The sequence below is a fragment of the Amycolatopsis sp. NPDC114503 genome, from assembly GCF_055633655.1.
The window spans coordinates 152,788-178,468 of the sequence record NZ_JBVKDT010000006.1; the positions used below are offsets into that span (position 1 = coordinate 152,788).

The following is a 25,681-nucleotide window of genomic DNA, read 5'->3' on the forward strand; positions in this document are numbered from 1 at the left end:
CCCGACGGCCCGCAGCTCGGCTTCGCTGTGTGCTCACGATACGACGACGTTACATCAAACAACTTCAAGTATTGGATGCTTCTTCGCCATCACGAACTATGGGAACAGCTTGGCACTCCCGAGAATTTCTTGTCAGTCGGAGTCCTGCTCACTCCACGCCGCGATGGCCGACGCGACTGGGACACATCACTCCTCTCTGTCATCGGGGATCCTTGCCTAGCACAGGACGAGCTTGTCCAAGCGCGTCGCTTGTTCAACAACTCCGCACGCTGACGCCCAACACGCGATCCGGCACCAAAGATCCAGGTCTCCGCAGCACGTGCGTCCCGCAATCCGTCGCTACCTCGCCCGTCGATGTCTCGGCTTCGGTGCCAGCGGCATACGGTCAGGTGACATCACGACGATCGACGATCCACCATGCTGCGCCCTGCCACGTAACCAATGTCTGAATGGTTGCGTAGTCAACCAGTGGCGGTATCAGGCTTCGAGGCACCGGAACTCTTCTCAAGCTTCTCTCCCATTCGTCGACAACGCGGCGCAACTGCGGAGCTCTTGCCCGACATGCCTCAGCGAGGACAGCTAGATGCTCGACCAATCCGTCATATCTGACCACTTCTCCTCTAGGACCTGATACGCCGAGCAACGATGCGAATATCTGGTCGAACGTCTCAACGGGACGAGTTCGTCCAGCCGGGTTGCCACGTCCGTGCGTTCCTGCCTTGTTGTAGGTCCAAACCCGATGGCGGCCGAATAGGCTAGGCGCAACGTATCCAGAACGCGAGATTACAGCTCGTTGCAGCTGAGCGATCTCCAGCTCATTAAGTGTGCGGAAGGCTGGCGCGGCGTACCGAACAATGGCGGCACCCACGAGATTTTTCTCTAACCTCTTGAGCACTTCGTGCTGCTCTCTACTGCGCACGAATCGGTAGTATGGACCGTGCCATAGCCGCCTCTGCGCAGCTCGGGATCCATAAAGGTACTCCGGTCGCTTGAATTGCAGAATCAAGCTTTTGGGGATACTCGGTAGATCTTTAGGTTTTGGCATTCCGGCGTGCGAGGTTGCCCAGTGTGATGGCAGGAGGGACAAGCCGCGAGGTCGAGGCACTCCGAGAACCGTCCAAATCAGGTGCTCCGGATCCGGATCTGCAGCAGCATCGAATCCCGTCAACTTCTCCAGCACCTGCCCGGGCGCGAAGACCAGCCGGTCACCCACCCCTGCGGCAAGCTCGACGTTGAACGCAATCTCGTAGCTCTTTTCCTCGAAGCTCGCAGCGACCACCGCATCAGAATGAGCGCATGCCGGCGGTGGTGCACACACGACTCGCCGAAGCCGCCTCGCCCCGCGGCGCATGTAACCGCAGCGCCGATCGCGGCGACGTAGTGCTCATGTCTGCTTCAAGGGTCACCTGATGGCGCGCCGCGCCTGGCGTGCACTCGCAATGAGATACGGCGTTGTCGCGTTCATCCAGCTCTTCCTCGCGCTGACTATGCACGTGAACTGGGCCTGGCTACTTGCCCTGACCTGCGCAGTCGCATCCATCGGGTTTGAGTTGCGACAGTCCGCGAACAGCGCAACTCGCCGAAGGACAGAACGACGGACGTGCCGTTCGCTCGAACAACCTATGCCCAGCGGCCCGACCGGTGCCGATGGGCGAACTGGGCGGCGGCCGCTAGCCACCGCACTCCACCTACTCGCCCGCAGGCGTGGGGCCACGAGCGTCAGCGAGCAAGCCAGGGTGCCAACAACTTCTCCAGGTCAGCGTCAGACAATGCGCGCGGCCCGCCGTGGAACTCGTGCCAACGTGATGCATCCCGCGCGGCCGTGTAGTCGACCTCGAACGCCCGCATCAGCACGTACATGAACGTCACCGAACTGAACCGCTCACCCAACAGAGTCCGCGCCTCACGCGCCACCTCCGTGGCACCACGGCCGCACACGTCCGCGAGCCGCAGCTCCTCCGCAGCCGGTTCCAGCAGGCTGGGGGCATACATCACGACAGACACTCCATCATCGAAACCAACAACTCAGCCTTCAGCAGCCAACTGGCCACACGCAGCAGCAATATCCTGACCACGCGTGTCCCGCACCGTGCACGCCACCCCACCCGCGTTCACCAGCCGCACAAACTCACGCTCCACCGGCTTCGGCGACGCATCCCACTTCGAACCCGGCGTCGGATTCAACGGGATCACGTTCACATGCACCAGTTGGCCCAGATGCTTCCGCAACCGCTTCGCGAGCAACTCGGCCCGCCACGGCTGGTCATTGATATCGCGGATCAACGCGTACTCGATCGACACCCGCCGACCAGAAGTGTCCGCGTAATACCGCGCAGCCGAAAGCACTTCGTCGATCGACCAGCGATTGTTCACCGGCACCAGGGTGTCCCGCAGCTCATCGTCCGGAGTGTGCAAGGAAACCGCCAAACGAACCTGCATCCGCTCGTCCGCCAGCTTCCGAATAGCCGGAGCCAGACCCACCGTCGACACCGTCACCGAACGCTGACCAATCCCCAGGCCGGAAGGCGCAGGTTCGGTGATCCGACGCACCGCAGCCACCACACGCTTGTAATTCGCCAGCGGCTCGCCCATGCCCATGAAGACGATGTTCGACAGCCGACCCGGCCCGCCCGGCATGGAGCCGTCGCGCATGACTGCGGCGGCGTCGCGGACCTGGTCCACGATCTCCGCCGTCGAAAGATTCCGGTCGAGGCCGCCTTGGCCAGTCGCGCAGAACGGGCACGCCATGCCGCAGCCGGCCTGGCTCGAGATGCACAGCGTCGCGCGGTCCGGGTAGCGCATGAGCACGCTCTCCAGCAGCGTTCCGTCGTGCGCGCGCCACAGGGTCTTGCGGGTCGCGCCGCCGTCCGCGGCCAGCGCGCGGACCTCGGTGAGCAGCGGCGGCATCAGGTCGGCCACGAGCTTGTCGCGCGAGGCGGCCGGGATGTCGGTCATCTCCGCCGGGTCGACGGTCAGCCGCGAGAAGTAGTGGTTCGACAGCTGCTTGGCGCGGAACGCCTTCTCCCCCAGTTCGACCACGGCCTCGGCTCGCTCGGCCACCGTGAGGTCGGCGAGATGGCGCGGCGGCAGGCCGCGCTTGGGCGCGTCGAAAACAAGAGGGAGGGCAGTCATGACCGATCAAGTGTCTCATACGCGCGAAACCCGCGCCGCTCCCCCTCGGGCGCGGCGGGCGAAGCGGGTCAGCGGCGGGCGCCGGCGCGGTACGGCCGGTCCGGCGGAATGGCGTCCGACGAACGACGGCGCCGGATCAACGGAAAAACACCCTACGAAGGTCGGATTGCCGAATGCTTTCCGGGATGAATTCCCTTACAATCGACGCCAGGCCCGCTTTGGAGAGGCGCAAACAAATCGACCGGCGTAGAAATATCCGCCGCCGCGAATCGGCGACGGAATACCGCCGTTAGTCGGTAGTGGCCGCGTTCCCGGCGCGCGTACCGTTCTGTGCGTCTCGCCCTTCCCCACCGGCCCGGAAATTCCCCGGCCCGGCCGGTCTTCCCCTTTGGAGGATCCCGTGAAAGTGCCCTCTTCGATTCTGCGCGGAATCGCCGTGGCCGCGACCGTCGCCTCGGCCGCTCTCGCCGTTCCCGCCGCGGCGGACGCAGGCGAAACGAACATCTCGATGCAGGCCCAGCAGAAAAACCAGTGGTGCTGGGACGCCAGCGGCAACACGATCGCCTCGTTCTGGGGCTATTCCCTGACGCAGACCCGGTTCTGCCAGATCGCGCACAACGAGTCCGGCAGCGACTGCGCCAACAACCAGGGCTACCTCAGCGACCAGCAGAGAGTTTTCCGCTACCTCGGGTTCCGCAGCGTCGGCTCCTACAATTCCAACGGCTACCGGCTCACCTTCTCCGGCATCAAGAACCAGATCAACGCCGGGCAGCCGATCGGCACCCGGATCGGCTGGACCTCCGGCGGCGGCCACATGCACGTCCTCTACGGCTACGACGACTCGAGCGGCAGCAACATCGTCGAATACGGCGATCCGTGGCCGTCGAACAACCGCTACAACTCGATGAACTACAGCTCCTACGTCTCCAACAACCAATTCGACTGGACCCACACCGTCTACGGAATGGTGGGCTGACCAATGCTGCGAACCGTCCTCCGCACCACCGTCCTTTCCGGAGCGATCGCCGCGGCCGTCTTCGCCGCGAGCCCCGCGTCCGCCGCGGAGTCGCCGACCGGCCCGTCCCCTTCGGACACCGCCGCGATTTCCGGGCTGCTCGCCAGCCCCGGCACCGCCGCCCGCCTCGCGCACACCAAGTTCCCGGGCGCGGCGCCGGCAGCAGCGCACGCCACCCGGGCCGCCGCCGATGCCCAGACCCAGATCCCGGTCTACGAACCGACTGCGGCCTTCATCAACGGCGAGTCCGACGTCCCCGCCGCACTCGCGTACGTCGCGTCGCCGGCCCGCCTCGCCGACGGCCGGGAAGCCACCGTCTGGGCGCAGCCGAGCAAAGCCGGCTGGCAGGTCATCAACGTCGCCTCCGGCAACGACGAGCAGGCCCACGCGGCTGCCGCCCACGGCGGCTATCTGCTGCACGAACCGCAGGTCAACGCCTGGTACTCGGTGTCCGGCAACACCGTGACCGTCCTCGACGGCGCAGTCTCCGGCGTCCCGGCGGGCACCCGGGTCACGCTGGCGGCCTACCGGGCCGAACTGCAGAAGCGCTACGGCGACAAGCTGCCCGGCTCGACCTACGACAAGACCGGCGCGGGCGGCGGCTACGCCGTTCCCGCGCCGAACACCGGCTCGGACGGCAACCCGGCCACCGCACTCGCCATCGGCGGGGCGGCCGTGGCAGCCGCGGGCGGCGCGTTCTTCCTGCGCCGCCGTTCCCAGCACAGCAAGTGATCATCGCGGCAGGGGCGCGTCGACCGCGTCCCTGCCGCGATCACTCGTCGTCGAGAGCCGCGGCCCACCGATCCGCCCACGACACGAGCGGCCGCAGCGCGTCGAACGCCTCGCGGCCCAGCGTCGTCAGCGCGTAGTGCGATTCGCCGGTCTGCCGCACCAAACCGGCCACGGCGAGTTCGACCAGGCGTTGCCGCAGAACGCTCGAGGACATCCCGTCGCAGCGTTGCTGCAGCGCGCGAAAGCCCAGCGTGTCGACCTGCAGCTCCCACACGATCCGCAGGCACCACCGCCGCCCGAAGAGGTCGAGCGCGGCCATCAGCGGACGGCCGGTCGTGGAGCCCCGGACCGGCTGCCCCGGCTTCGGCGTCGCCATCCGAATCTCCTTGTGCTTCGATTTCCGAAACACTAGCATCGGCCGCCATGATTCGATTTCCGAAGCAGGTCTGCGACACGCTCGGCATCGAGGCGCCGATCGCGCAGGCCCCGATCGGCTCCGCGGCGACCCCCGCGCTCGCCGCGGCAGTCTCGAACGCGGGCGGGCTGGGGACGCTCGCGCTCACCTGGACCGGCCCCGACGAGGCGGTCCGCCGGATCCGCGAGGTGCGCCGCCGCACGGACCGGCCGTTCGCGGTCAACCTCGTGCTCGACTTCCCGATCGACGACGTCCTCGACGCCTGCCTCGCCGAGGACGTCCCGATCATCTCGACGTTCTGGGGCGACCCCGCCAAGATCGCCGCGCGGGTCAAGGACGCGCGGCTGATCCACACCGCGGGTTCCGTCGCCGAAGCCCGGCAAGCGGCCGAGGCAGGCGTTGACGTCGTGGTCGCGCAGGGCTGGGAAGCAGGCGGACACGTGCGCGGCCAAGCCTCGACACTCGTGCTGGTGCCCGCCGTCGTCGATGCGGTCGCGCCGATTCCCGTACTCGCGGCAGGCGGAATCGCCGACCGCCGCGGGCTCGCCGCGGTGCTGGCCCTCGGCGCGCAAGGCGGTTGGCTGGGCACCCGCTTCCTGACCGCGACCGAAGCGGCGACCCACGATTCCTACCGCGAAGCCGTGCTCGCCGCGGAACTCGAGGACGCCGTCCACACCCGTTGCTTCGACGGCGGCTGGCCCGACGCGCCGCACCGCGCCTTGCGCAATTCGACGCTCACACAATGGGAAGCGGCGGGCGAACCGCGCACGGAACGCCCCGGCGAGGGCGATGTCGTCGCGACGGATGCGGCCGGAAACCCTTGGCATCGCTACGACGACATGGTTCCCGTGCCAGGCATGACCGGAGATCTCGAAGCGCTGGCGCACTACGCCGGTCAAGCCGCGGGATTGGTCCGAAACGCAGCCCCGGCAGCGGAAATCATGGCGAGCCTGCTCGGCTAGGGTTCAGGCCCGGAGAGTTCGGCGGTCGACGTCGCGGCCGGTCACGAAGACCCGCGCGCCCGGCTGGCCGCGGTCCGCGGTATCGAGGCAGTGGGCAAGGCCGGTCCGAACCCGGAGACGGTGCTGGCAGTCCCGCCCAAAGGAGCGGCCCTAACCTGTTCCACCGCCGCCGGAAGCTCAACCGGCTGCCGCAACGCGTCCAGCACCGCGTTCACCGCCGCCCGCCGCGGCGACCCTCGCCGGGTGACCGCGACGATCGTGCGCGTCACCGGCGTCGCCAACGGTTTCGTCGCGACCCGGTACCGCGGATCCACCGCCAGCCCGGGCAGCAACGCGATCGACAGGCCGGCCTCGACGTGCTGCAGCGTCATCAGGTAATTGCTGAACCGGCACACCACGCGCGGCTCGAACCCCGATTCGCGACAGAGCCGCAGCGTCAGATTCGCCATGTAGGACGGGGGAATGTCGAGCGCCCACGGTTCGCTGGCGTAGTCCGCGAGCACGGCGGGGCCGGGCGGTTCCGGCCGGTCGAGCGCGGTGACCAGCACGATCGGGTCGGTCGCCAGCCGGATGATCTCGAGGTCGGAGCCGAGCGGCAGGTCGGCGATATCGGTGGTGGTGATGATGACGTCGCTGTCGCCCGCCCGGAGAGCGGGCACGCTTTCGTGCGGTTCCCGTTCCGCCAGTTCGGTTTCCAGCCGAGGGTAGGTCTGCGCGAGCCGGGTCGCGGCGGGCACGGCGAAGGTGTGGATCGCGCTCTGGAACGCGCCGATCCGCACCAGCCCGGCCGGTTCGTCGCCGCGCAATTCGGACTCGACCGCGTCGAGATGGTCGAGGATCGCGCGCGCCTGCCGGGCCAGTTTCTCCCCGGCGGGCGTCAGCCGGACGCGACGGCCGGTGCGTTCCAGCAGCCGGGTGCGGGTTTCGGTTTCGAGCAGCGCGAGCTGATGCGACACCGTCGAGGCGCTGAGATTCACGTCCTGTGCCACCGCGCGAACCGTGCCCAGCACCGCGAGCCGGCTCAACAGCCGCAGCCGCCACGGGTTCAACATGGCCTCATCGTTGTTCGATTCCATCGCACAGGCAAGCGGAAACTGTGAGATGGACGCGGCGCTCGGCCCGGCTCTACCGTCGAGGCCATGGCCACCGAAACCTTCTGGTCCGACGTCGACCGGCACCTCGTCCGCTACGCCGGCCCCGGCTCGTTCACCGGCGAGATCATCGACCGCGCCGAGGGCAGCTTCGTCTTCGCCGAGGACGGACGGCGGATCCTCGACTTCACGTCCGGCCAGATGAGCGCGATCCTCGGGCACGCGCATCCGGAAATCGTCGAGACCGTCCGCAAGCAGACCGCGAAGCTCGACCATCTGTTCAGCGGCATGCTGAGCCGCCCGGTGGTCGACCTCGCCCGACGGCTCGCCGAGACCCTGCCGGACCCGCTGGAGAAGGCGCTGCTGCTCACCACCGGGGCCGAGTCCAACGAGGCCGCGCTGCGGATGGCGAAGCTGGTGACCGGCAAGCACGAGATCGTCTCGTTCGCCCGGTCCTGGCACGGGATGACGCAGGCCGCGGCGAGCGCCACCTACAGCGCCGGACGCAAGGGCTACGGTCCAGGCACGCCGGGCAACTTCGCCATCCCGGTGCCCGGCGCGGACTGGGAGCGGCAGCTGGACCTGGCGTTCGACCTGATCGACGCGCAGTCGGTCGGCAGCCTCGCCGCGTGCTTGGTGGAGCCGATCCTCAGCGCCGGCGGAATCCTCGTGCCGCCGCCGGGGTATTTCCAGGCGCTGCACCGGAAATGCCGGGAACGCGGCATGCTGCTGATCCTCGACGAAGCACAGACCGGGTTGTGCCGCACCGGAACCTGGTACGCGTTCGAGCACGACGGCATCGTCCCGGACATCCTCACGGTGTCCAAGACGCTTGGTGCCGGCCTGCCGCTGGCCGCGGTGCTGACGAGCTCGGAAATCGAGCAGGAAGCCCATGACCGCGGTTATTTGTTCTTCACCACGCACGTCTCGGACCCGCTCCCGGCAGCGGTCGGAAACACCGTGCTGGACGTCCTGATCCGCGACCGCCTCGACGAACGCGCCCGCGACCTCGGCGCCCGGCTGCGCGCCGGCCTGGAGGAAATCGCGGCCCGGCACGAGGCGGTCGGCGAGATCCGCGGCCGGGGACTGCTCGCCGGACTGGAGCTGAGCGGCGGCGGACCGGACGCGGACAAGCTCGGCGCCCGCGTGACGCAGCGGTGCCTCGAACTCGGGCTGCACATGAACATCGTGCAGCTGCCCGGGATGGGCGGGGTGTTCCGGATCGCCCCGCCGCTCACCGCCGCGGACAGCGAGATCGACCTCGGACTGTCCATGCTGGACGAGGCGATCGGGGACGTCTCGTAGCTCAGCTCGGAATGCGGCCTGCGATCGCGGTCGCCGCCTTCTTGGCCAGGTCGCAGTTCTTCGCCAGGCCCTGCTTGTCGCCGACGGCGACGAACACCAGCTCGTTGGTCGTCACCGCGAGGATGACGGCGCAGTCTTCGGGCCCGGAGATGGAACCCTCCGTCGTGCCCGCCTTGTACCCGGCGATGTCGGAGATCGGCTTGACCATCGAGCCCTCGAACTGGACGGCGTAGCCGTCCGCGTCGACCTCCGAGATCGTCACGGAGTAGCCGGTGCCCTCGCACCGGCGGCCTTCGGCTTTGGGCGTGGTGCCGCTTTCCTGCTTGAGTTCGGGCACGTCAGACGGCTTGAGCAGGCTGCACGGGTCGGTGTTCGCGAGCGGGGTGCCGGTCTTCCCGCCGCTCTTTTCGTCCGGCGCGGCACTGCTGCCGGCAGCCTTGTCGCCGCCGCTTCCGCCGGTGCTTCCTCCGCAGGCCGCGAGCCCCAGCACGCAGGCCAAGGTCACAGCGGCCGTCGCCACCACACGTCGCATCGCATCCCCCAGGGGTCCGGTCTGGCTCGGGACAGTAACCGAATGGCTCCCGCGCGGCACCTTGGACGTCCGCTCCCGCCGTCCGGTTCCCCCTACTCGTCCCGGTTCAGGGGTGGGTCCCCGCGCCCGCCGCGATTAGCGTGCGCGGGGTCAACGCTGCTTCCGGGGGTGGGGAAATGCGGTCCAAAGCTACCGTCCTGATACTCGTTCTGACGCTGCTCGGCACCACACCAGCCGCACCCGCCAGCGCTGCCGATACAGTCGCCCTGGACGGCCTTTCCCGCCCGGTCGACCTGCTCGTCGACAAATGGGGCGTCCCGCACATCTACGCGGCCAACACCTCGGATCTGTTCTACGCACAGGGATTCACCGTCGCCCGCGACCGGCTCTTCCAGCTCGACACTTGGCGCCGCCGGGGCCTCGGATTGCTCAGCGAGGTCCTCGGCGAGTCCTATGTGGACCAAGACCGCGCCGCCCGGCTGTTCCTCTACCGCGGCGATCTGCGCAAAGAATGGGCCGCCTACGGTCCCGAAGCCAAGCTCGCCGCCACCCGGTTCGCCGAGGGGATCAACTCCTACGTCGACTGGCTCGCCAAGCATCCCGAAGCAGCCCCGCCGGAATTCGGCAAGCTCGGCTACCAGCCGTCGCACTGGCGGCCCGAGGACGTCGTCCGGATCCGCACGCACGCGATCGGCGAGAACCTCATGTGGGAGGTCGCCCGCGCGCAGATGGTGTGCCAGGCCGGGCCGAACGCGAGCAAGTACCTCCGCAGCCTGCACCCCGATCACGAAGCCGCGGCGCCCGAAGGTCTCGATCCCTGTTCAGTCCCCGGCGACGTGCTTTCCGTGTACAACAAGGCAACCGCGGCCGTCACGTTCCCGAAGGGCGTCGCCGGGGCGAAGGACATCGCCGACGCCACCAGCGGCAGCAACTCGTGGGCGATCGGCCCGAACCGGACCGCCACCGGACGGCCGATCCTCGCCAACGACCCGCACCGCGGCGCCGACGCGCTGCCGTCCGGCCGTTACGTCGCCCAGCTTTCCGCGCCCGGCCTCAACCTGACCGGGGCCGGCGAGCCGTGGAACCCGGGCATCGCCATCGGGCACAACGATTCCGTCGCGTTCGGGCTGACGAACCTGCCGGTCGACCAGACCGACCTCTACGTCTACGAACTCGACCCCGCCGACCACAGCCGGTACCGCTATCGCGACGGCTGGGAGCCGATCACCAAGATCACCGAAACCATCCCGGTACTCGGCGGCCAGCCGGTCACCCGAGAGCTGTCGTTCACCCGGCACGGCCCGATCGTGAAGGTCGACGAGGCCGCCAACCGGGCGTTCGCCGTCCGCACGGCCTGGACCGAACCGGGCACTGCCGCCTACCTCGGCAGCCTGAACTACCAGCGTGCCCGCAACTTCACCGAATTCACCGCCGGAATGCGCACCTGGGGCGCGCCCGGATCGAACCTCGTCTACGCCGACGTCCACGGCGACATCGGCTACGTCCCCGGCGCGCTGACCCCGCGCCGCACCGGGGCCGGATACGACGGTCTGCTCCCCGTCCCCGGAGACGGCCGCTACGAGTGGAACGGCTTCTACGCCAACTCCGAACTCCCGTGGCAGCACAACCCGCCGACCGGATTCTTCGCCTCCGCCAACGATTACAACCTTCCGCCTGGCTTCCCTGTGGTGTCCAACTACGAATGGCAGCTGCCGTATCGCAAGGAGCGGATCGACGAGCTGATCAAGTCCGCGCCGCGCGCCCGCGTCGCCGATTCGCTCGCCATCCAGCGGGACGAAAAGTCCTTGCTCGCCACGCGTCTCACCCCATTCCTGCGGAACCTGTCGTCCACCGACCCGGACACCGCGAAGGCCCTCGACCTGCTGCGCGGTTTCGACGGCGTCGCCTCGGTGGATTCCGCCCCGGCCGCGCTGTACGAAACCTGGCTGCTGAAGTACCTCCACGGCGGCTGGGCACACACGATGCTCCCGCAAGCCGCCGCGGATGTCCTGTCCCGCACCATCAATCCGGACTTCAGCCTCGTGCTCGCGTCCTTCGCCGACCCCGACGCGTGGTTCGGCCCTGGCGGCGCGGCCAAACGCGACAAGCTGATCCTCGACACTCTCCCGCTCGCTTTCCGCGACGTCGCCGGAAAGCTCGGCGGCGACCCGGCGAAATGGCGCTGGGGTTCGCTGCAGTACCAGGAATTCGTGCACCCGGCAGGCGGCCCCAACGTCGGCCCGACCCCGGTCGGCGGCGACTACCAGACCGTCCACCCGTCGTTCTTCCACCCGCTCACCTACCAGCAGATCATCGGCGCGACCTTCAAAATGGCGCTCGACGTCGGCGATTGGGACGCGTCGCGGGCGATCAACGCGCCCGGCCAGTCCGGCGATCCGCGCAGCCCGCACTACCGCGATCTGAACGACCTGTGGGCGTCCGGCGGCTCGTTCCCCCTGCTGTCGAGCCGCGCGGCGGTCGAGAGGAACCTCGACACCCGGATCCGGCTGGTCCCGAGGTTCACTTCGGGAACGTAGCCCGCAGCCGGACGAGCGGGACCGCCGCGCAGGCCAGCAGCACGGCGCAGGCCGTCTGCAGCAGCAGGAACCAGAACGGGCACGCGCCCGGAATCAGGTCGACGCCGACGAGAGCGACGGGCGCGACGATCGAGATGAGCCGTGCCCGCTGATAAGCCCTGTTCGATCCCTTCGCCGCGAGCGAGACGAGCCAGTACATGATCACGGCGCTGACCGGCACCAGAGCGGACCGCGTCCACATGAAGCTGGTCGCCGTCCCGTCGGCGACGGCCAGCGCGACGATCGTGCCGAGGACGGCCACGCCCATCGCTCCGTAGGCCGCGACGAACCCCTTCACGAGGCCGAACGGACGCTGGACGGCGGTGCTGGCTGCGGGGCGTTCCATGGTGTGCATCTCTGCTCTCCCTTGTGGTTTTCCGTTGTGCCAGCAACGCTAGAAAGCCGCGGCCCGGCCCGGTATGGGTCTGGCCGCACAAGGGGGTGGGTCTGGACCCACTCCTGTCCCGCGGCGGCGGGAATCCGGCCTTTCGTGGTGCACAGTGGACCGCGAAGCCGGAGAGACAGGGGGAAGAAACGATGCGACTACTACGGTCCTGGATACGCAGCTGCTGGGCGGGTTTCGTCCGCGCCGCCCAGGCGGCGGGCGTGGCCCTGCTGATCCCGGTGGTGTGGGCAGCCGCGGTCGGCCTGTGGCAGTTGTGGGGCGGCAGCGCGTGGTCGTGGATCGCGCCGTTCATCTGGGCGGGGATCGGGACTCTGCTGCTGGCTCGGCCGGTGTGCCGGATGACGCGGACCCTGGTCGCGAACTGGACCGGCATCGTGCTCCCGCCCGGGTACCGCGAGCTGCCGCCGATCACCCAGCTGTCGACCGGATACTGGTGGAACGGCCACTCCTACGCCCGCACCAAGGAGGAAGCCCGGCGCGAACAGCGGCTCAAGAACTGGCGCTACGACCCGGCGACCTGGCGGGACCTGCGGTTCGCCCTCCTCGCGCCGTTCTCGTTCGGCCTGGTCGCGCTCGTGCCGCTGCTCGGTGTCGTCGTGGCTGTCCTGGGCCTGACGAGCCTCCCGAGCGGATACCTGGCCGGTCTGCTGGTCACGATCGCGACCGCGCCGTACGCGTGGCGAAGCGTCATCCCGGTAGCCACGCGGTTCCTGGGCGCGTCCGCCACGATGGCGTTAGCCGACCGGGTCGACACGCTGACCGCCTTGCGCGCGGACACGACGATCGCGCAGGCCGCGGAAATCCGCCGCATCGAACGGGATCTGCACGACGGCGCGCAAGCCCGGCTGGTCGCGCTCGGCCTCGCGCTGGCGACCGCGGAGAAGCTGATGGAGACCAATCCCGAGCAGGCCAAGGAATTGCTGCGCGACGCCCGGGCAGGCGCGGCCACGTCGCTCACGGAATTGCGCGAGCTGGTCCGCGGCATCAGTCCGCCGGTGCTGAACGAACGCGGTCTCGCCGACGCCGTCCGCGCGATGGCGATGGACATGCCGGTGGACGTGACCGTCGAAACCGATCTGCCGCAGCCGCTCGATCCGCCGATCGAATCCGCGCTGTACTTCGGCATCGCCGAACTGCTCGCCAACGCGGTCAAGCACGCGCACGCGTCCCACGTCCGGATTTCCCTGCTGCAGGAAGGGAATCGGCTGTGCGCAGAGGTCGAGGACGACGGCCGCGGCGGTGCCGAAATCCACGCCGACGGCGGCCTCGGCGGACTGCGCCGCCGCCTCGCGGTCTTCGACGGCACGCTGGAGATCACCAGCCCGGAAGGCGGGCCGACCCGAGCGTGGATGATGGTGCCATGCGCATCGTCGTAGCCGAGGACCTTTACCTGCTGCGGGACGGATTGGTCCGGCTCCTGCAGGCCTACGGCCACGAGGTGGTGGCGACCGCGACAACCGGTCCGGAAACCGTCGCCGTTCTGCGGGAACACCGGCCGGACGTGGCTGTCGTCGACGTCCGGATGCCGCCGACGCAAACCGACGAAGGCCTGCGCGCGGTGCTCGCCGCGCGGCGCGAGACGCCCGGGTTGCCGGTGCTGATCCTGTCGCAGCACGTCGAGCAGCTTTACGCCCGCGAACTCCTGGCCGACGGGGCGAGCGGCGTCGGATATCTGTTGAAGGACAGCGTTTTCGAGGCCGAACAGTTCATCGACGCACTCGAACGCGTCGCGGCCGGCGGCACGGCGATGGACCCGGCGGTGATCTCGAAGCTGCTCACCAGCGGGTCGCCGGATCACCGTCTCGGCACGCTGACCGAACGCGAGCGTTCGGTGCTGGAGCTGATGGCGGAAGGCCTGTCGAACACCGCGATCGCCGGGCGGTTGTTCCTGAGCGAAAGCGCGATCAGCAAGTACACGACGTCGCTGTTCGGCAAACTCGGCATCACCGACGACGAGACCGGCAACCGGCGTGTCCTGGCCGTGCTGACGTACCTCAACTCGTGAGTGCCTAAGCGGTTCTAACCGGCTTAGGCACTCACGAGGGGTCAGCCGACCAGATTCCCGAAGCGCCGCAGCGTTTCCTCCGCGCCCAGCGCCTGCGTGATCGAGTGCAGATCCGGGCTGCGGGTCGACCCGGTGATCGCGATCCGGATGATCTGCGACGCCTCGCGGATCGAACCCGGGTAAGCGTCCGGATCCTTCTTGAGCTCCTTGGCGTTCTTGGCAAAGCCGTGCTTCGCCGCGACGTCGCGGATCTGCTGGAACCACTCCTGGCCGTCGTCGAGCTGCTGGTAGGCCGACACGAAGTCCGACGCCACCGCTCGCACGACGTCCGCCGGAACGCCGAGCGCCGCGATCCGCTCGTCGTCGGGACCGGTCGCCGCCTGGTGCAGCTGCGGGAAGAAGAACCCGTAGACGGCGCGGAAGTCGCTCCACTTCTTAAGGTCCTTGCGCGGGTTCTCGACGCCTTCGCGCTCCACCGCCAGCGCGCGCAGCGCCAGCTCCCGCGAGGACTCCAGGACCGCCTTCAGCTCCGGGTCGAACCGCTCCGCCCACTCCAGCACCGACGCGAGGATCTCCTCGCCCGAAAGCGTCGCGACGTAGTCGGCGGCGAGGTCGTCCAGCTTCACCAGGTCCACGAGCGGACCCGCGACGCCGCACTCGTCGAGGTTGATCGGCGCGTCGAGCGCTTCGGCGAGCGGCATCTCAGCGAGCCGTCCGTTCGCCAGCCCGCGCAGGTAGTACAGCACCGCCGGAACCGGGTAGCCGGCTTCGAGGTAGAAGTCGACGGAGGCTTCCGGGTCCTTGCGCTTGGACAGCTTCCGCTTGCTGCCGCCCTCCTGCTTCATCAGCGGCGCGATGTGCGCGTACTGGATCGGCTCGAAGCCGAGTGCTTCGAAGAGCTGCTGGTGCGTCGGCACCGACGAGATCCACTCGTCGCCGCGGATCACGAGGTTCACCCGCATCAGGTGGTCGTCGACCGCGTGCGCGAAGTGGTAGGTCGGCAGCCGCGGGCTCTGGTCGGAGCTCTTGAGGATCACCACGTCGTTGCGGTTGGCCTCGGCCTCGATGGTGCCGCGGATCGCGTCGGTGAAGCGCACGCGCTGCCCGGTGTCGTCGGGCGCGCGGAAGCGGACCACCCACGGCTCGCCCGCGTCGAGCTTCGCCTGCACGTCGGCCGCGTCGGCGTCGCGCCAGATCGCCCACGAGCCGTAGTAACCCGTCGGGAGCTTCGTGGCCTGCTGCCTCGCGGTGATGGACGCCAGTTCGTCCTTCGTCGCGAAGTCGATGTACGCGCGGCCTTCGCGCAGAAGGTGCCGTACGTAGGTGAGGTAGATCTGCTCGCGCTCGGACTGCCGGTACGGGCCGTACTCGCCGCCGCGCACCGCGTCCTCGTCGGCCTGCAGCCCGAAGTACGCGAAGCCGCGTTCGAACTGCTCCAGCGCACCCTCGACCTCGCGCGACTGGTCGGTGTCCTCGACGCGCACCAGGTAGCGGCCTTCGGAGCGGCGCGCGACGTCCTGGTCGATCGTCGCCACGTAGATGCCGCCGATGTGCACGAAGCCGGTCGGCGACGGGCCGAACCGGGTCACCTTCGCGCCGTCGGGCAGCTGCCGGGCCGGATAGCGCTGTTCCCAGTGCTCAGGCTCGGGCAGATCCGCGGGGAACAGGGCGTCGATGACCGCACGGTCCAGCATCGGAGGTCGGGTCTCCCAGGTCGTTCGGGTGTTTTCGCTAGTGCTTCGAGTATCGCCGACCGCCGTCGCGGCCGGTCGCTCAGGTCCCCGGGATGCCGCTCGGCAGTCGGTACGTTTGCCAATCGACCGGTTCCGATATATCGTGAACGTGTCGCAACAGTTCGAGAAAGGACAACCGACACCATGAACCGACGACGACACCCCTTCCCCGGCGGACGCTCCTTCCCCGGCGGACATCACGAACACGGAGAACACGAAGAGCACGGACGCTCCTCGTTCGGCCCCTGGGGCCGGGAATTCGGCGAGTTCGCCTTCGGGCCCGGCGGTCGCGGGCGACGCGGCCACGGTCCGGGCGGCGGACGCCGGGGCTCCCGGCGCGGCCGGCGCGGCGACGTGCGGGCGGCGATCCTCGTCCTGCTCGCGGAACAGCCGCGGCACGGGTACGAGATCATCCGCGAGATCGGCGAGCGCAGCGGCGGGCTCTGGAAGCCCAGCCCCGGCTCGATCTACCCGACCCTGCAGATGCTGGCCGACGAGGGCCTGGTCGTGAGCCGCGACGAGAGCGGAAAGAAGCTCTTCGAACTCACCGACGAGGGCCGCGCCACCGCCGAGCAGCAGACCGGCACGCCGCCGTGGGAGCACTTCACCGACGACGTCGAACCGGTCGAGCACGACCTGCGCAAGGCGGGCGCGACGCTCGCCGCGGCCGTCGTGCAGGTGATGCGCGCGGGCAGCGAGAACCAGCAGGCCCGCGCGGTGGACGTACTCAACGAGGCACGCCGGTCGATCTACTCGATCCTCGGCGAGGTCGAGGATTCGGATGATTCCGCCGAGTCCGGCGAGGAAGCCGAGTGACCGGGCAGGACGAGGCCGGTGGGCTTGACGCGGCAATGCACGCGATAGCCCACCGGCAGCGTCACCTCGCCCGGCCCCGGGTTCAGCCGCCGCGTGTCGGCGATCGCCCGCTGCGCGACCTTCGCGCTGAACTCGATCTTCAGTACTGATTCCGCCGCGGCGAAGTCCGCGAAGCGCCAACGCGTGCGTACGCGCCGACAGTTGAAGCCGTGCGCGGCGAAGAAGCGTTCCACCGCAGGCGGGTCGTAGTGCGGCAGATCTGCTCGCATCCACCCGCCGTACGGCTCACTGGTCACGTCGAGGTCGACGATCACGATCGATCCTCCGGGCCGCAGCACCCGTTCCGCTTCGCGCAGTCCGGGCTCGCATCCAGGGCCGAAAAAGTACGCAGTGCGCGCGTGCACGACGTCCACACTGGCGTCGTCCACCGGCAAGCGCTGCGCCCGCCCCACGCGAACCCGCACGTTCTCCAGATCCCGCACCCGCCGCTCCGCGTCCCGCGCGAGCGGCGGGTGCGGTTCGATTCCGAGCACCGAACGCGCGTCGGCGGCGAAGAGCGGCAAGTGGTATCCGTCACCGCAGCCGAGATCGAGAACGTCGCGGCCGGTCCAGTCGCACTCTTCGCGCAGTACGCGCCAGATCTCGCCATCCGCGTCCTGCGCCCGGTTTTCGACGTCGTAGACGTCCTGGTAGTACCAAATGTTCGGGCTGGGAACGACTTCTCCGGACGCCGCCGGACCGCGGAAGAACCAGCGCACAGCACTCCTCTCCGGTCACGGGACGCCTGCGGCTTTCCCGCTCAGAGCGTAGAACCCCGTGCGTCCGAATACACTTCTCCCTCATCGGGGAGGAGACGCGCAATGTCGATCGGCTGGCCAGGCGCCCGCACGATCCCGGCAGGACTGCCCTGCTGGGTCGAGGTGGCGTGCCACGACGAAGCCCGGACCCAAGACTTCTACTCCCGCCTTTTCGGCTGGGAATACGAAACCCGGCGCGATCCCGCGTCGCCGACCGGCCGGTACTCCATCGCCTCGTGCGACGGGGTGGCCGCCGGTGGTCTGTACCAAGCGGGCGCCCGCAGCGCGCCCGGCTGGACGATGCAGCTCGCGGTGCCGCACACGGCGAGCGCGGCCGAATGGGTCGAGCACCTCGGCGGCCAGGTGACGCTCGGGCCGATCGCGATTCCCGACCGCGGCAGCATCCTGCACGCGATCGACGCGTGCGGCGCGCCGGTGGTGTTCTGGGAAGCCCCGCCGGACTGGCAGTTCGCGGGCGGCGTGCCCAACACGTTCAGCGGCGCGGACCTCAACACGCACGACGGCGTGGCCGCGGACCACTTCTACACCAAGCTGTTCAACTACTCGAGCCGTCAGGTCGGCGACGGTGAAAGCGTTGACTATGCCGAATATTCCATTGAGCACACGGCGGTGCTGTACCGCTACGTGATGGGTCCCGAGTACCGCCGGGACACTCCCCCGCACTGGCTCGTGTACTTCGAGATCGACCCCGCGCGCGGAGCGGACGCGGCGGCGGGCGAAGCGCTGATGCTGGGCGGTTCGGTAGTGATCGAGCCGTACGACACCCCGTTCGGCCGCACCGCGATCCTCGCCGATCCGGACAGTGCGGTATTCGCGGTGATCGACCACTCGCGGGTGCTGGAAGACGTGGGCCGCGCCGAGGTCGACGACCCGTACGACGACTAGGAATCAGGCGGGAACGAACGCCGACAGCAGCAGCCACGACACGACGGCCGAGGGCAGCAGCGAGTCGAGACGGTCCATGATGCCGCCGTGGCCGGGCAGCAACGTGCCCATGTCCTTGATGCCGAGGTCGCGTTTGATGAGCGATTCGACGAGGTCGCCGAGCGTCGCGGTGAGCACGATGGCCGCGCCGAAGATGACGCCCTGCCAGGCGTGGCCGTCCAGCATCAGGCTGATCGTGAGCACGCCCGCGGCGATGCCCGCGATCATCGAACCGGCGAAGCCCTCCCAGGACTTCTTGGGGCTGATCGTGGGCGCCATCGGGTGTTTGCCGCCGAGCACGCCGGCGATGTAGCCGCCGGTGTCGGAGGCGACCACGGCGATCAGGAACGTGAGCACGCGGCCGACACCGTCGTGCGGCGGCACGAGCATGGCCGCGAACGCGCCGAACAACGGCAGGTACGCGGCGGCGAAAACGGAAGCGCTGACGTCGCGCACATAGCCCTTGGCACCGCCGGGCAATCGCCACAGCAGACAGGCGAGAACGGTGAGCACGAACGCGGTGAGCGCGCCTTCCCGGCCGAACGGCCAGGCCAGCCAGATCATCGCCTGCCCGCCGACGAGCACCGGGATCAGCGCGACCTTGGTGTCCGCGACCCGGCGCAGCACGCCGGAGAACTCGAACGTGCCGACCGCGATCGCGGCGGCGATGATCCCGATGAAGAGGAACCGGACGGTGACGAGCGAAACGATGATCGCGGCCCCGAGCAGCAGCCCGACGCCGATCGCCGCGGGGAGGTTGCGCCCGGCCCGGGACGCCTTCTTCTCCGGCTCGGCTTTCCCGTCGTTGCCCGGCTGGCTCCCAGAAGCGACCGACTCGGCTTTCCCGCCGTTCGCCGACTGGCCCTCGGCAGCGACCGGCTCGCGGTTCACCGACTCGGCCTTCGCGCCGTTCGCTGGCTCGCTCGCGGGAATGCCTTTCGCGCCCTTCCCCGACTCGTCCCCGACTTCCGCCGATTTCCCCGACGCAGCACCGGATTCCGCGCGCGAAGCCGACGCGGAGTCCGTTTTCCGTGCCACGGCAGGGTTTTCCGGAGCCGGTTCCGGCCGCGACACCGGGTCCGGCTCGGCGGCCGGGTCCGGTGGCGGGATGTCGCTCACCCGCTCGTCGCGTTCCTCGCTCACCTGGCTCATCAGACCTCGAGCAACTCGGCTTCCTTGTGTTTCACCAGCTCTTCGACCTGGTGCACGTAGGTGTCGGTGAGGTTCTGCAGCTCCTTCTCGGCGCGCGCGACCTCGTCCTCGCCCGCTTCGCCGTCCTTGGCGATGCGGTCGAGTTCTTCCTTGGCCTTGCGGCGGATGCTGCGGATCGAGACGCGGGCGTCCTCGCCCTTGCCCTTCGCGACCTTCACCATCTCCTTGCGCCGCTCCTCGGTGAGCTGCGGGATGACGATGCGGATGACGTTGCCGTCGTTGCTCGGGTTGACGCCGAGGTCGGACTCGCGGATCGCCTTCTCGATGGCGCCGAGCTGCGTCTGGTCGTAGGGCTTGATCAGCGCCATCCGCGCCTCGGGCACGTTGACGCTCGCCAGCTGGTTCAGCGGGGTCGGCGCACCGTAGTACTCGACGACGATGCGGGAGAACATCGACGGGTTGGCCCGCCCGGTGCGCACCGACGTGAGGTCTTCCTTCGCGACGGACACCGCTTTTTCCATCTTCTCCTCGGCGTCGAGGAGGGTCTCGTCGATCACGGCTACTCCCGGTGTTGTGTTGTCGGACCTGAGCTTGATCCCAGCAGGTCTAGGCGGATGCCTCGTCGGCGGGGGTGGAGACCAGCGTGCCGATCTTCTCACCGCCCACCGCGCGGGCGATGTTGCCCTCGGTGAGCAGGTTGAACACGATGATCGGCATCTTGTTGTCCATGCAGAGGCTGAACGCGGTGGCGTCGGCGACCTTGAGGCCGCGCTCGAGCACCTCGCGATGGGTGATGTCGGTGAACATCTTCGCGTCCGGGTCGGTCTTCGGGTCCGCGGTGTAGACGCCGTCCACGGCCTTCGCCATCAGCACGGCTTCGCAGCCGAGTTCGAGCGCGCGCTGCGCGGCGGCGGTGTCGGTGGAGAAGTACGGCATGCCGACGCCGGCGCCGAAGATGACGACGCGGCCCTTCTCGAGGTGCCGTTCCGCGCGGCGCGGGATGTAGGGCTCGGCGACCTGGCCCATCGTGATCGCGGTCTGCACGCGTGTCGGGAGGCCTTCCTTTTCGAGGAAGTCCTGCAGCGCCAGGCAGTTCATCACGGTGCCGAGCATCGCCATGTAGTCGGCGCGGTCGCGGTCCATGCCGCGCTGGGAGAGCTCCGCGCCGCGGAAATAGTTGCCGCCGCCGATCACCACCGCGATCTGCACTCCGGTGCGCGCGACGTCGGCGATCTGCTGGGCGACGGAGTGCACGACGTCGGGGTCGACGCCCACCGCGCCGCCGCCGAACATCTCGCCGCCCAGTTTCAGCAGCACCCGGCGGTACCCGCCCTCGACCCGGTCCTCACCCATGTCTGTCGCCTCCTGCCCCTCGGTAGACCCGACTGTGCCCCGTCCCCGATGCGCGGAGACGGGGCACAGTGCCAGAACCTAGTCCCAGTGCCTCGCTCAGGCCTGGCCGACCTCGAACCGGGCGAACCGGGTCAGAGTCACGCCGGCCTCGTCGAGCAGGGCCTTGACGGTCTTCTTGTTGTCCTTGACCGACGGCTGCTCGAGCAGCACGTTGTCCTTGTAGTACGCGTTGACCTTGCCCTCGATGATCTTCGGCAGCGCCTGCTCGGGCTTGCCTTCCTCGCGGGCGGTCTGCTCGGCGATGCGGCGCTCGTTCTCGATGATCTCGGCCGGCACCTCCTCGCGGGTCAGGTACTTCGCGCGCAGCGCGGCGACCTGCATCGCGGCGCCGCGGGCGGCGTCGGTGTCGTCGCCGGTGAACTCGACCAGCACGCCGACGGCGGGCGGAAGGTCGGAGCCGCGGCGGTGCAGGTAGGTCGCGGTCTTGCCCTCGAACGACACCACGCGGCGCAGCTCGAGCTTCTCGCCGATGCGGGCCGAAAGCTCCTGCACGACCTCGTTGACCGGCTTGCCGTCCAGGTCGGCGGCCTTGAGGGCCTCGACGTCGCTGGACTTCAGCGCCTTCGCGGCCTCGACGATCTTCGCCGCGAGCTGCTGGAACTCGTCGTTCTTGGCGACGAAGTCGGTCTCCGAGTCGAGCTCGATCATGACGCCGCCGTCGCCGGCGACCAGGCCCTCGGCGGTGGCGCGCTCGGCGCGCTTGCCGACGTCCTTGGCGCCCTTGATGCGCAGGAACTCGACAGCCTTCTCGAAGTCGCCGTCGTTCTCCTCGAGGGCCTTCTTGCAGTCCATCATGCCCGCGCCGGTCATCTCGCGCAGGCGCTTCACGTCAGCGGCGGTGTAGTTCGCCATCGTGTTGAATCCGTCCGTTTCAGGTACGTGTGCGGTGAGCGCCGTCCGGGCGGCCCTGCGCGGACCGCCCGGACGGGGTGGATCAGGAGTTGGCCGGAGCCTGCTCGCCGGTCGCTTCCGCGGTCTCGGTCGCGGCGGTCTCCGTCTCGGCCGTCGCGGCCGTCTCGGTGGCGGCAGCGGCCTCGGTCGCGTCGGCGGCGGCGGTCGCGTCGGCGGCGGCGGTCTCCGAGCCCGCGAGGAGCTCCTTCTCCCACTCGGCCAGCGGCTCGTCCGAAGCACCGGTCTCCGGCTTCGCGTCGGCCGAAGCGCCGTTGCGGCCGGAGCGGGCCATCAGCCCGGCAGCGGCGGCCTCGGCGACGACCTTCGTCAGCAGCGCGGCGGAACGGATCGCGTCGTCGTTGCCCGGGATCGGGTAGTCGACCTCGTCCGGGTCGCAGTTGGTGTCGAGGATCGCGACGACCGGGATGTTGAGCTTGCGAGCCTCGCCGACGGCGATGTGCTCCTTCTTGGTGTCGACGATCCACACCGCGGACGGCACCTTGGCCATGTCCCGGATGCCGCCCAGGGTCTTCTCGAGCTTGTCCTTCTCGCGGGTCAGCGTGAGGATCTCGCGCTTGGTCAGGCCGGTGAAACCGCCGGTCTGCTCCTGGGCCTCGAGCTCCTTCAGGCGGAGAAGGCGCTTGTGGACGGTCTGGAAGTTGGTCAGCATGCCGCCGAGCCAGCGCTGGTTCACGTAGGGCATGCCCACGCGCGCGGCCTCGTTGGCGATCGCTTCCTGAGCCTGCTTCTTCGTGCCGACGAACATGATGGTGCCGCCGTGCGCGACGGTTTCCTTGATGAACTCGAACGCACGGTCGATGTAGGTCAGCGTCTGCTGCAGGTCGATGATGTAGATGCCATTGCGCTCGGTGAAGATGTAGCGCTTCATCTTCGGGTTCCACCGACGAGTCTGGTGCCCGAAGTGCACGCCGCTGTCGAGCAGCTGCTTCATGGTGACGACGGCCATTGCCGGAATCACACCTTCTCTGTACTCGCGCGCTCCCGCTGGAGGTCTTCGATCCGCCCGCGGAGGCGCTGTTCCGGTTAGTCGCCCGCGACCGGGAGGTCGTGGGCCCTGGTGCCGTAGCCGATGCCCGGACCCGCGGGTTCGGTAGTGCGAAACCCCAGGGACCGCCGGACACCGTGCGCCCCTCCGTCCGGGTTCCCGCCGAAGCGGCCCGTCCGGGGACGCGCGCACGTGCACGCGAAGTCAGCCCAGCAAGTGGACTGCGGAATTGATTCTACCCCCTGCCACCAGGCCCGCCCCTGCGGGCAGCCTTCGCCCGGCCAGGGGTTGTCCACAACTGTGCCCGCCTGTGGACAACTGACGCCGAAGGGCCGGTTCCTGTCGGCCGGTGGATGACGATGGAGGCATGACCACTACGCGATCTTTTCCCGTCGTTGCCGCTTCTGCCCGACCTGCCGATTCTCGTGCTGATTCCCTGCCTGGTTCACCCTCGACGCCGGGTAAGGCCTGCTCAACGGCCGCGGCTTCTCCTCGCCCGGACAGGGAAGCGAGCAGCCAGTCCGGTTCACTGCTCAATCCGTCGCCGCCCAGTGCGTCGCCGCTCAGGCCGTCGCCGCTCCCGCCGTCGCCGCATCCGCCGTCGCCACCGCAGGTGTCGCCACCGTCGCCGGTGCCATCGTCGGCGCGGGTGCCCGTGCCATCGTCGGCGGCGGTGCCATCGTCGGCGGCGTCTGCGTCTGCGTCGGCCGAGATGCCTCACCCGGTAGTCCTGGCAACGACCGCCCTCCTCGCCCAGCACCCACCGGCGGCAGCCGCCCTGCTGAGCCCAGACGGCACAGTCCCGCCCGCTACTTCCCCGCCCGCTACTTCCCCGCCCGCTACTTCCCCGCCCGCTACTTCCCCGCCCGCTGCCTCAGCACATCCACTCCCCCCGACACTCCCCCGGAGCGGCCGCCACCGCCGAACACCCGCCAGACCGCCCAGAATCCGCACCGCATTGCGCCGCACCTGGACCCGCGCGACGTCCGCCGCAAGCGCAGTCACCCGCTACGCCCTGTTCGCCTCCCGCCGGATCCTCCGCCCACCCCGCCCCCAACCAGCAGCGACGCTCCTGCCGAGGATCCGAATCTCCCTGCCCTGCGATTTCAGCTGGGGCCACCCACCGCTGCGCCTGGCCGGAGCGGTCAGCGAAGTCCCGCTTTTCGCCCCGCGCAGCCACAGAAACACCACCCGTACGTGGCTAATCCTGGCGACAGTCTTGACCCTCTCCGCAGGCTCAGCAGCCCTGCTCAACTCCCGCGCCGACGCCCAATCCCTCCAACCCGCCCCAGAACAATCCGGCCGCCTCGCCTGGCCCCTGACGCCCCGCCCGCACGTCACCCGCAACTTCGAACCACCCGCGACCCCATTCGGCCCAGGCCACCGAGGCGTAGACCTGGAAGCCACCGCCGGGCAACAAGTACTGGCCGCGGACAAGGGCGTCGTGGTGTTCGCCGGTCAAGTAGCAGGCCAGGGAGTAGTCGCCCTGGACCACGACGGCGGCCTGCACACGACCTATCTCCCCATCGCCCCGACAGTCGTCCCCGGAGACCAGATCTACCGCGGCCAGCCCCTGGGAACCGCGACACCAGGCCACCCCGGCTGCCCGACCGCCGCCTGCCTGCACTGGGGCGCCCGCCGCGGCACGGAATACATCGACCCGCTCGCCTTGGTCGGCGACCCGAGCCGAGTCCGCCTCAAACCGTGGGCAGAAGGCCCGTGACGCCAAGGCAATCCAGCCAAGGCCATCCAGTCAAAGCCATCGCAAAGCCGCGGACCTCGCGGGACCGACAGCCCAGATCACCGCTGCCGCCGCCACGGCCCCGCCCAGACCGCGACAAGCGACAGCGCAAGGACAAGCGACAGCGGGTCAGCCGCTGGGCTGTTCCATCAGCTTGGCGCGCAGCCGCATCACCGCGCGGGTGTGCAACTGGCTCACCCGAGACTCCGTGACGCCCAGGACCTTGCCGATTTCCGCCAGGGTCAGGCTTTCGAAGTAGTAGAGGCTGACCACGATCTTGTCCCGGTCGGTGAGCTGCGCGATGGCTTCCGCGAGCTGACGGCGGTTGTCCTGGTCCACCAGGACGGCCACCGGGTCCACCGCGCCGTCGTCGGGGAGGGTGTCGACCAGCGAACCGGCGTCTTTGCCCGCGGCAACAAGATCTTCCAGGGCCACCACGCTGGTCAGGCGGAGCTGGCCGTAGAAATCGCGCAGGTCGTCGAGGCTGATGCCCATTTCGCCGGCGAGTTCGGCGTCGGTCGGGGTCCGGTGCAGGCGGGCGCCGAGGCGTTCCAGGGCGCGGGCGGTTTCCTTCGCCTTGCTGCGCACCGCGCGCGGAACCCAGTCCTGGGAGCGCAGGTCGTCCAGGATCGCGCCGCGGATGCGTTGCATCGCGTACGTCTCGAAGCGCAGGCCGCGTTCCGGGTCGAACTTCTCGATCGCGTCGACCAATCCGAATATTCCAGACTGCACGAGGTCGCCGACATCCACGTGCGTCGGCAGGCCGGTGCCGACCCGGCCCGCGACGTACTTCACCAGCGGCGCGTAGTGCAGCACCAGCCGGTCGCGCGACGTCTGGTCCGGTTTGTCGGCGAACTGCTGCCACAGCGCCTGAATCCCCGCGTCGACGTCCTGACCAGGACGACCGTCCCCGTTGACGGCGTCCTGCACGCCGGGACGGTCCGTCCCGGCTTCCGTGACCTGCGACGTGGAAGTCATCGCACGGTCGTTCTCGGCGTGCTGCTCAGTGTGGTCTC

At 68.8% G+C, this 25,681-nt stretch carries 25 protein-coding genes; 10 read left to right on the forward strand and 15 right to left on the reverse strand.

Features of this window, described 5'->3' with window-relative positions:
* Positions 1 to 385: 385 nt before the first annotated feature.
* From ACZ7OI_RS26115 to rlmN, 3 genes are all read right to left on the reverse strand, one after another.
* Positions 386 to 1,279 carry a hypothetical protein gene (locus tag ACZ7OI_RS26115; RefSeq protein WP_470266811.1) on the reverse strand — a complete coding sequence of 298 codons (894 nt, stop codon included), beginning with the start codon at positions 1,277 to 1,279 and terminating at the stop codon, positions 386 to 388.
* Positions 1,280 to 1,719: 440 nt separating this feature from the next.
* Positions 1,720 to 1,995 (reverse strand): hypothetical protein, encoded by a 276-nt coding sequence (locus tag ACZ7OI_RS26120; RefSeq protein WP_312872255.1) that lies wholly within the window; start codon positions 1,993 to 1,995, stop codon positions 1,720 to 1,722.
* Positions 1,996 to 2,025: 30 nt separating this feature from the next.
* Positions 2,026 to 3,132: a dual-specificity RNA methyltransferase RlmN gene (gene rlmN, locus ACZ7OI_RS26125; RefSeq protein WP_470266812.1), complete on the reverse strand. Its 1,107-nt coding sequence runs from the start codon at positions 3,130 to 3,132 to the stop codon at positions 2,026 to 2,028.
* A 406-nt stretch (positions 3,133 to 3,538) separates the two neighbouring features.
* On the opposite strand from rlmN, the gene ACZ7OI_RS26130 reads away from it, so the two are divergent.
* Together ACZ7OI_RS26130 and ACZ7OI_RS26135 are read left to right on the forward strand one after the other, a co-directional pair.
* Positions 3,539 to 4,108: a papain-like cysteine protease family protein gene (locus ACZ7OI_RS26130; RefSeq protein ID WP_470266813.1), complete on the forward strand. Its 570-nt coding sequence runs from the start codon at positions 3,539 to 3,541 to the stop codon at positions 4,106 to 4,108.
* Positions 4,109 to 4,111: 3 nt separating this feature from the next.
* Positions 4,112 to 4,879: an LPXTG cell wall anchor domain-containing protein gene (locus ACZ7OI_RS26135; RefSeq protein WP_470266814.1), complete on the forward strand. Its 768-nt coding sequence runs from the start codon at positions 4,112 to 4,114 to the stop codon at positions 4,877 to 4,879.
* Positions 4,880 to 4,919: 40 nt separating this feature from the next.
* Here the strand turns inward: ACZ7OI_RS26135 and ACZ7OI_RS26140 are convergent, their stop codons facing one another.
* Complete coding sequence (locus ACZ7OI_RS26140; RefSeq protein WP_470266815.1) at positions 4,920 to 5,255, reverse strand: winged helix-turn-helix transcriptional regulator; 336 nt, start codon at positions 5,253 to 5,255, stop codon at positions 4,920 to 4,922.
* A 47-nt stretch (positions 5,256 to 5,302) separates the two neighbouring features.
* On the opposite strand from ACZ7OI_RS26140, the gene ACZ7OI_RS26145 reads away from it, so the two are divergent.
* Positions 5,303 to 6,256: an NAD(P)H-dependent flavin oxidoreductase gene (locus tag ACZ7OI_RS26145; RefSeq protein WP_470266816.1), complete on the forward strand. Its 954-nt coding sequence runs from the start codon at positions 5,303 to 5,305 to the stop codon at positions 6,254 to 6,256.
* A 41-nt stretch (positions 6,257 to 6,297) separates the two neighbouring features.
* Here ACZ7OI_RS26145 and ACZ7OI_RS26150 read toward each other — a convergent pair whose 3' ends face one another.
* On the reverse strand, positions 6,298 to 7,308 hold the full coding sequence (locus ACZ7OI_RS26150; protein ID WP_470266817.1) for a LysR family transcriptional regulator: 1,011 nt from the start codon (positions 7,306 to 7,308) through the stop codon (positions 6,298 to 6,300).
* Positions 7,309 to 7,395: 87 nt separating this feature from the next.
* On the opposite strand from ACZ7OI_RS26150, the gene ACZ7OI_RS26155 reads away from it, so the two are divergent.
* Positions 7,396 to 8,652 carry an aspartate aminotransferase family protein gene (locus ACZ7OI_RS26155; protein WP_470266818.1) on the forward strand — a complete coding sequence of 419 codons (1,257 nt, stop codon included), beginning with the start codon at positions 7,396 to 7,398 and terminating at the stop codon, positions 8,650 to 8,652.
* Between the two features lies 1 nt (position 8,653).
* On the opposite strand, the gene ACZ7OI_RS26160 is transcribed toward ACZ7OI_RS26155, so the two are convergent.
* The gene (locus ACZ7OI_RS26160; protein WP_470266819.1) at positions 8,654 to 9,184 is read right to left on the reverse strand and encodes a DUF3558 family protein; all 531 of its coding nucleotides are present in this window, start codon (positions 9,182 to 9,184) and stop codon (positions 8,654 to 8,656) included.
* Between the two features lie 176 nt (positions 9,185 to 9,360).
* On the opposite strand from ACZ7OI_RS26160, the gene ACZ7OI_RS26165 reads away from it, so the two are divergent.
* Complete coding sequence (locus tag ACZ7OI_RS26165) at positions 9,361 to 11,721, forward strand: penicillin acylase family protein (RefSeq protein ID WP_470266821.1); 2,361 nt, start codon at positions 9,361 to 9,363, stop codon at positions 11,719 to 11,721.
* Here the strand turns inward: ACZ7OI_RS26165 and ACZ7OI_RS26170 are convergent.
* Positions 11,705 to 12,115, reverse strand: coding sequence for a hypothetical protein (locus ACZ7OI_RS26170; protein ID WP_470266822.1), 411 nt, complete (start codon positions 12,113 to 12,115; stop codon positions 11,705 to 11,707). The genes ACZ7OI_RS26165 and ACZ7OI_RS26170 overlap by 17 nt on opposite strands.
* 182 nt (positions 12,116 to 12,297) lie before the next feature.
* Between ACZ7OI_RS26170 and ACZ7OI_RS26175 the strand changes: the two genes are divergently transcribed.
* Both ACZ7OI_RS26175 and ACZ7OI_RS26180 read left to right on the forward strand, forming a co-directional pair.
* Positions 12,298 to 13,542 carry a sensor histidine kinase gene (locus ACZ7OI_RS26175; protein WP_470266823.1) on the forward strand — a complete coding sequence of 415 codons (1,245 nt, stop codon included), beginning with the start codon at positions 12,298 to 12,300 and terminating at the stop codon, positions 13,540 to 13,542.
* Complete coding sequence (locus tag ACZ7OI_RS26180) at positions 13,527 to 14,171, forward strand: response regulator transcription factor (RefSeq protein WP_470266824.1); 645 nt, start codon at positions 13,527 to 13,529, stop codon at positions 14,169 to 14,171. The genes ACZ7OI_RS26175 and ACZ7OI_RS26180 overlap by 16 nt, the downstream gene beginning before the upstream one ends.
* 41 nt (positions 14,172 to 14,212) lie before the next feature.
* On the opposite strand, the gene ACZ7OI_RS26185 is transcribed toward ACZ7OI_RS26180, so the two are convergent.
* Complete coding sequence (locus tag ACZ7OI_RS26185; RefSeq protein WP_470266825.1) at positions 14,213 to 15,865, reverse strand: glutamate--tRNA ligase; 1,653 nt, start codon at positions 15,863 to 15,865, stop codon at positions 14,213 to 14,215.
* Positions 15,866 to 16,048: 183 nt separating this feature from the next.
* Between ACZ7OI_RS26185 and ACZ7OI_RS26190 the strand changes: the two genes are divergently transcribed.
* Positions 16,049 to 16,720 (forward strand): PadR family transcriptional regulator, encoded by a 672-nt coding sequence (locus ACZ7OI_RS26190; protein ID WP_470266826.1) that lies wholly within the window; start codon positions 16,049 to 16,051, stop codon positions 16,718 to 16,720.
* Here ACZ7OI_RS26190 and ACZ7OI_RS26195 read toward each other — a convergent pair.
* On the reverse strand, positions 16,654 to 17,478 hold the full coding sequence (locus ACZ7OI_RS26195) for a class I SAM-dependent methyltransferase (protein WP_470266827.1): 825 nt from the start codon (positions 17,476 to 17,478) through the stop codon (positions 16,654 to 16,656). The two genes, ACZ7OI_RS26190 and ACZ7OI_RS26195, sit on opposite strands and share 67 nt — an antisense overlap.
* 102 nt (positions 17,479 to 17,580) lie before the next feature.
* Here ACZ7OI_RS26195 and ACZ7OI_RS26200 point away from each other — a divergent pair, with 102 nt between their 5' ends.
* A complete protein-coding gene (locus ACZ7OI_RS26200; protein ID WP_470266828.1) occupies positions 17,581 to 18,423 on the forward strand; it encodes a VOC family protein in 843 nt (280 codons plus the stop codon).
* A 3-nt stretch (positions 18,424 to 18,426) separates the two neighbouring features.
* On the opposite strand, the gene ACZ7OI_RS26205 is transcribed toward ACZ7OI_RS26200, so the two are convergent.
* The 5 genes from ACZ7OI_RS26205 to rpsB all read right to left on the reverse strand — a co-directional run bounded on the left by ACZ7OI_RS26205 (position 18,427) and on the right by rpsB (position 22,885).
* Positions 18,427 to 19,353 carry a phosphatidate cytidylyltransferase gene (locus ACZ7OI_RS26205; protein WP_470267153.1) on the reverse strand — a complete coding sequence of 309 codons (927 nt, stop codon included), beginning with the start codon at positions 19,351 to 19,353 and terminating at the stop codon, positions 18,427 to 18,429.
* Between the two features lie 260 nt (positions 19,354 to 19,613).
* Positions 19,614 to 20,171: a ribosome recycling factor gene (gene frr / locus ACZ7OI_RS26210; protein WP_470266829.1), complete on the reverse strand. Its 558-nt coding sequence runs from the start codon at positions 20,169 to 20,171 to the stop codon at positions 19,614 to 19,616.
* A gap of 49 nt (positions 20,172 to 20,220) precedes the next feature.
* Complete coding sequence (pyrH, locus tag ACZ7OI_RS26215; RefSeq protein WP_009074499.1) at positions 20,221 to 20,967, reverse strand: UMP kinase; 747 nt, start codon at positions 20,965 to 20,967, stop codon at positions 20,221 to 20,223.
* Positions 20,968 to 21,063: 96 nt separating this feature from the next.
* Positions 21,064 to 21,879, reverse strand: coding sequence for a translation elongation factor Ts (gene tsf / locus ACZ7OI_RS26220; protein ID WP_344286017.1), 816 nt, complete (start codon positions 21,877 to 21,879; stop codon positions 21,064 to 21,066).
* A gap of 82 nt (positions 21,880 to 21,961) precedes the next feature.
* Positions 21,962 to 22,885 (reverse strand): 30S ribosomal protein S2, encoded by a 924-nt coding sequence (rpsB, locus tag ACZ7OI_RS26225; protein ID WP_470266830.1) that lies wholly within the window; start codon positions 22,883 to 22,885, stop codon positions 21,962 to 21,964.
* A gap of 1,285 nt (positions 22,886 to 24,170) precedes the next feature.
* On the opposite strand from rpsB, the gene ACZ7OI_RS26230 reads away from it, so the two are divergent.
* Positions 24,171 to 24,647, forward strand: a complete 477-nt coding sequence (locus ACZ7OI_RS26230; protein ID WP_470267154.1) for a murein hydrolase activator EnvC family protein — start codon at positions 24,171 to 24,173, stop codon at positions 24,645 to 24,647.
* Positions 24,648 to 24,794: 147 nt separating this feature from the next.
* Here the strand turns inward: ACZ7OI_RS26230 and ACZ7OI_RS26235 are convergent, their stop codons facing one another.
* Positions 24,795 to 25,643, reverse strand: a complete 849-nt coding sequence (locus ACZ7OI_RS26235; RefSeq protein WP_377926111.1) for a FliA/WhiG family RNA polymerase sigma factor — start codon at positions 25,641 to 25,643, stop codon at positions 24,795 to 24,797.
* Positions 25,644 to 25,681 lie beyond the last annotated feature (38 nt).

Coding starts and splice junctions, on each gene's coding strand:
- ACZ7OI_RS26190 (WP_470266826.1), top strand. CDS start 16,049: ATGAACCGACGACGACACCCCTTCCCCGGCGGACGCTCCTTCCCCGGC.
- ACZ7OI_RS26165 (WP_470266821.1), top strand. CDS start 9,361: ATGCGGTCCAAAGCTACCGTCCTGATACTCGTTCTGACGCTGCTCGGC.
- ACZ7OI_RS26135 (WP_470266814.1), top strand. CDS start 4,112: ATGCTGCGAACCGTCCTCCGCACCACCGTCCTTTCCGGAGCGATCGCC.
- ACZ7OI_RS26160 (WP_470266819.1), bottom strand. CDS start 9,184: ATGCGACGTGTGGTGGCGACGGCCGCTGTGACCTTGGCCTGCGTGCTG.
- ACZ7OI_RS26180 (WP_470266824.1), top strand. CDS start 13,527: ATGCGCATCGTCGTAGCCGAGGACCTTTACCTGCTGCGGGACGGATTG.
- ACZ7OI_RS26150 (WP_470266817.1), bottom strand. CDS start 7,308: ATGTTGAACCCGTGGCGGCTGCGGCTGTTGAGCCGGCTCGCGGTGCTG.
- ACZ7OI_RS26155 (WP_470266818.1), top strand. CDS start 7,396: ATGGCCACCGAAACCTTCTGGTCCGACGTCGACCGGCACCTCGTCCGC.
- ACZ7OI_RS26140 (WP_470266815.1), bottom strand. CDS start 5,255: ATGGCGACGCCGAAGCCGGGGCAGCCGGTCCGGGGCTCCACGACCGGC.
- ACZ7OI_RS26170 (WP_470266822.1), bottom strand. CDS start 12,115: ATGCACACCATGGAACGCCCCGCAGCCAGCACCGCCGTCCAGCGTCCG.
- ACZ7OI_RS26200 (WP_470266828.1), top strand. CDS start 17,581: ATGTCGATCGGCTGGCCAGGCGCCCGCACGATCCCGGCAGGACTGCCC.
- pyrH (WP_009074499.1), bottom strand. CDS start 20,967: ATGGGTGAGGACCGGGTCGAGGGCGGGTACCGCCGGGTGCTGCTGAAA.
- ACZ7OI_RS26185 (WP_470266825.1), bottom strand. CDS start 15,865: ATGCTGGACCGTGCGGTCATCGACGCCCTGTTCCCCGCGGATCTGCCC.
- tsf (WP_344286017.1), bottom strand. CDS start 21,879: ATGGCGAACTACACCGCCGCTGACGTGAAGCGCCTGCGCGAGATGACC.
- ACZ7OI_RS26235 (WP_377926111.1), bottom strand. CDS start 25,643: ATGACTTCCACGTCGCAGGTCACGGAAGCCGGGACGGACCGTCCCGGC.
- rlmN (WP_470266812.1), bottom strand. CDS start 3,132: ATGACTGCCCTCCCTCTTGTTTTCGACGCGCCCAAGCGCGGCCTGCCG.
- ACZ7OI_RS26145 (WP_470266816.1), top strand. CDS start 5,303: ATGATTCGATTTCCGAAGCAGGTCTGCGACACGCTCGGCATCGAGGCG.
- rpsB (WP_470266830.1), bottom strand. CDS start 22,885: ATGGCCGTCGTCACCATGAAGCAGCTGCTCGACAGCGGCGTGCACTTC.
- ACZ7OI_RS26175 (WP_470266823.1), top strand. CDS start 12,298: ATGCGACTACTACGGTCCTGGATACGCAGCTGCTGGGCGGGTTTCGTC.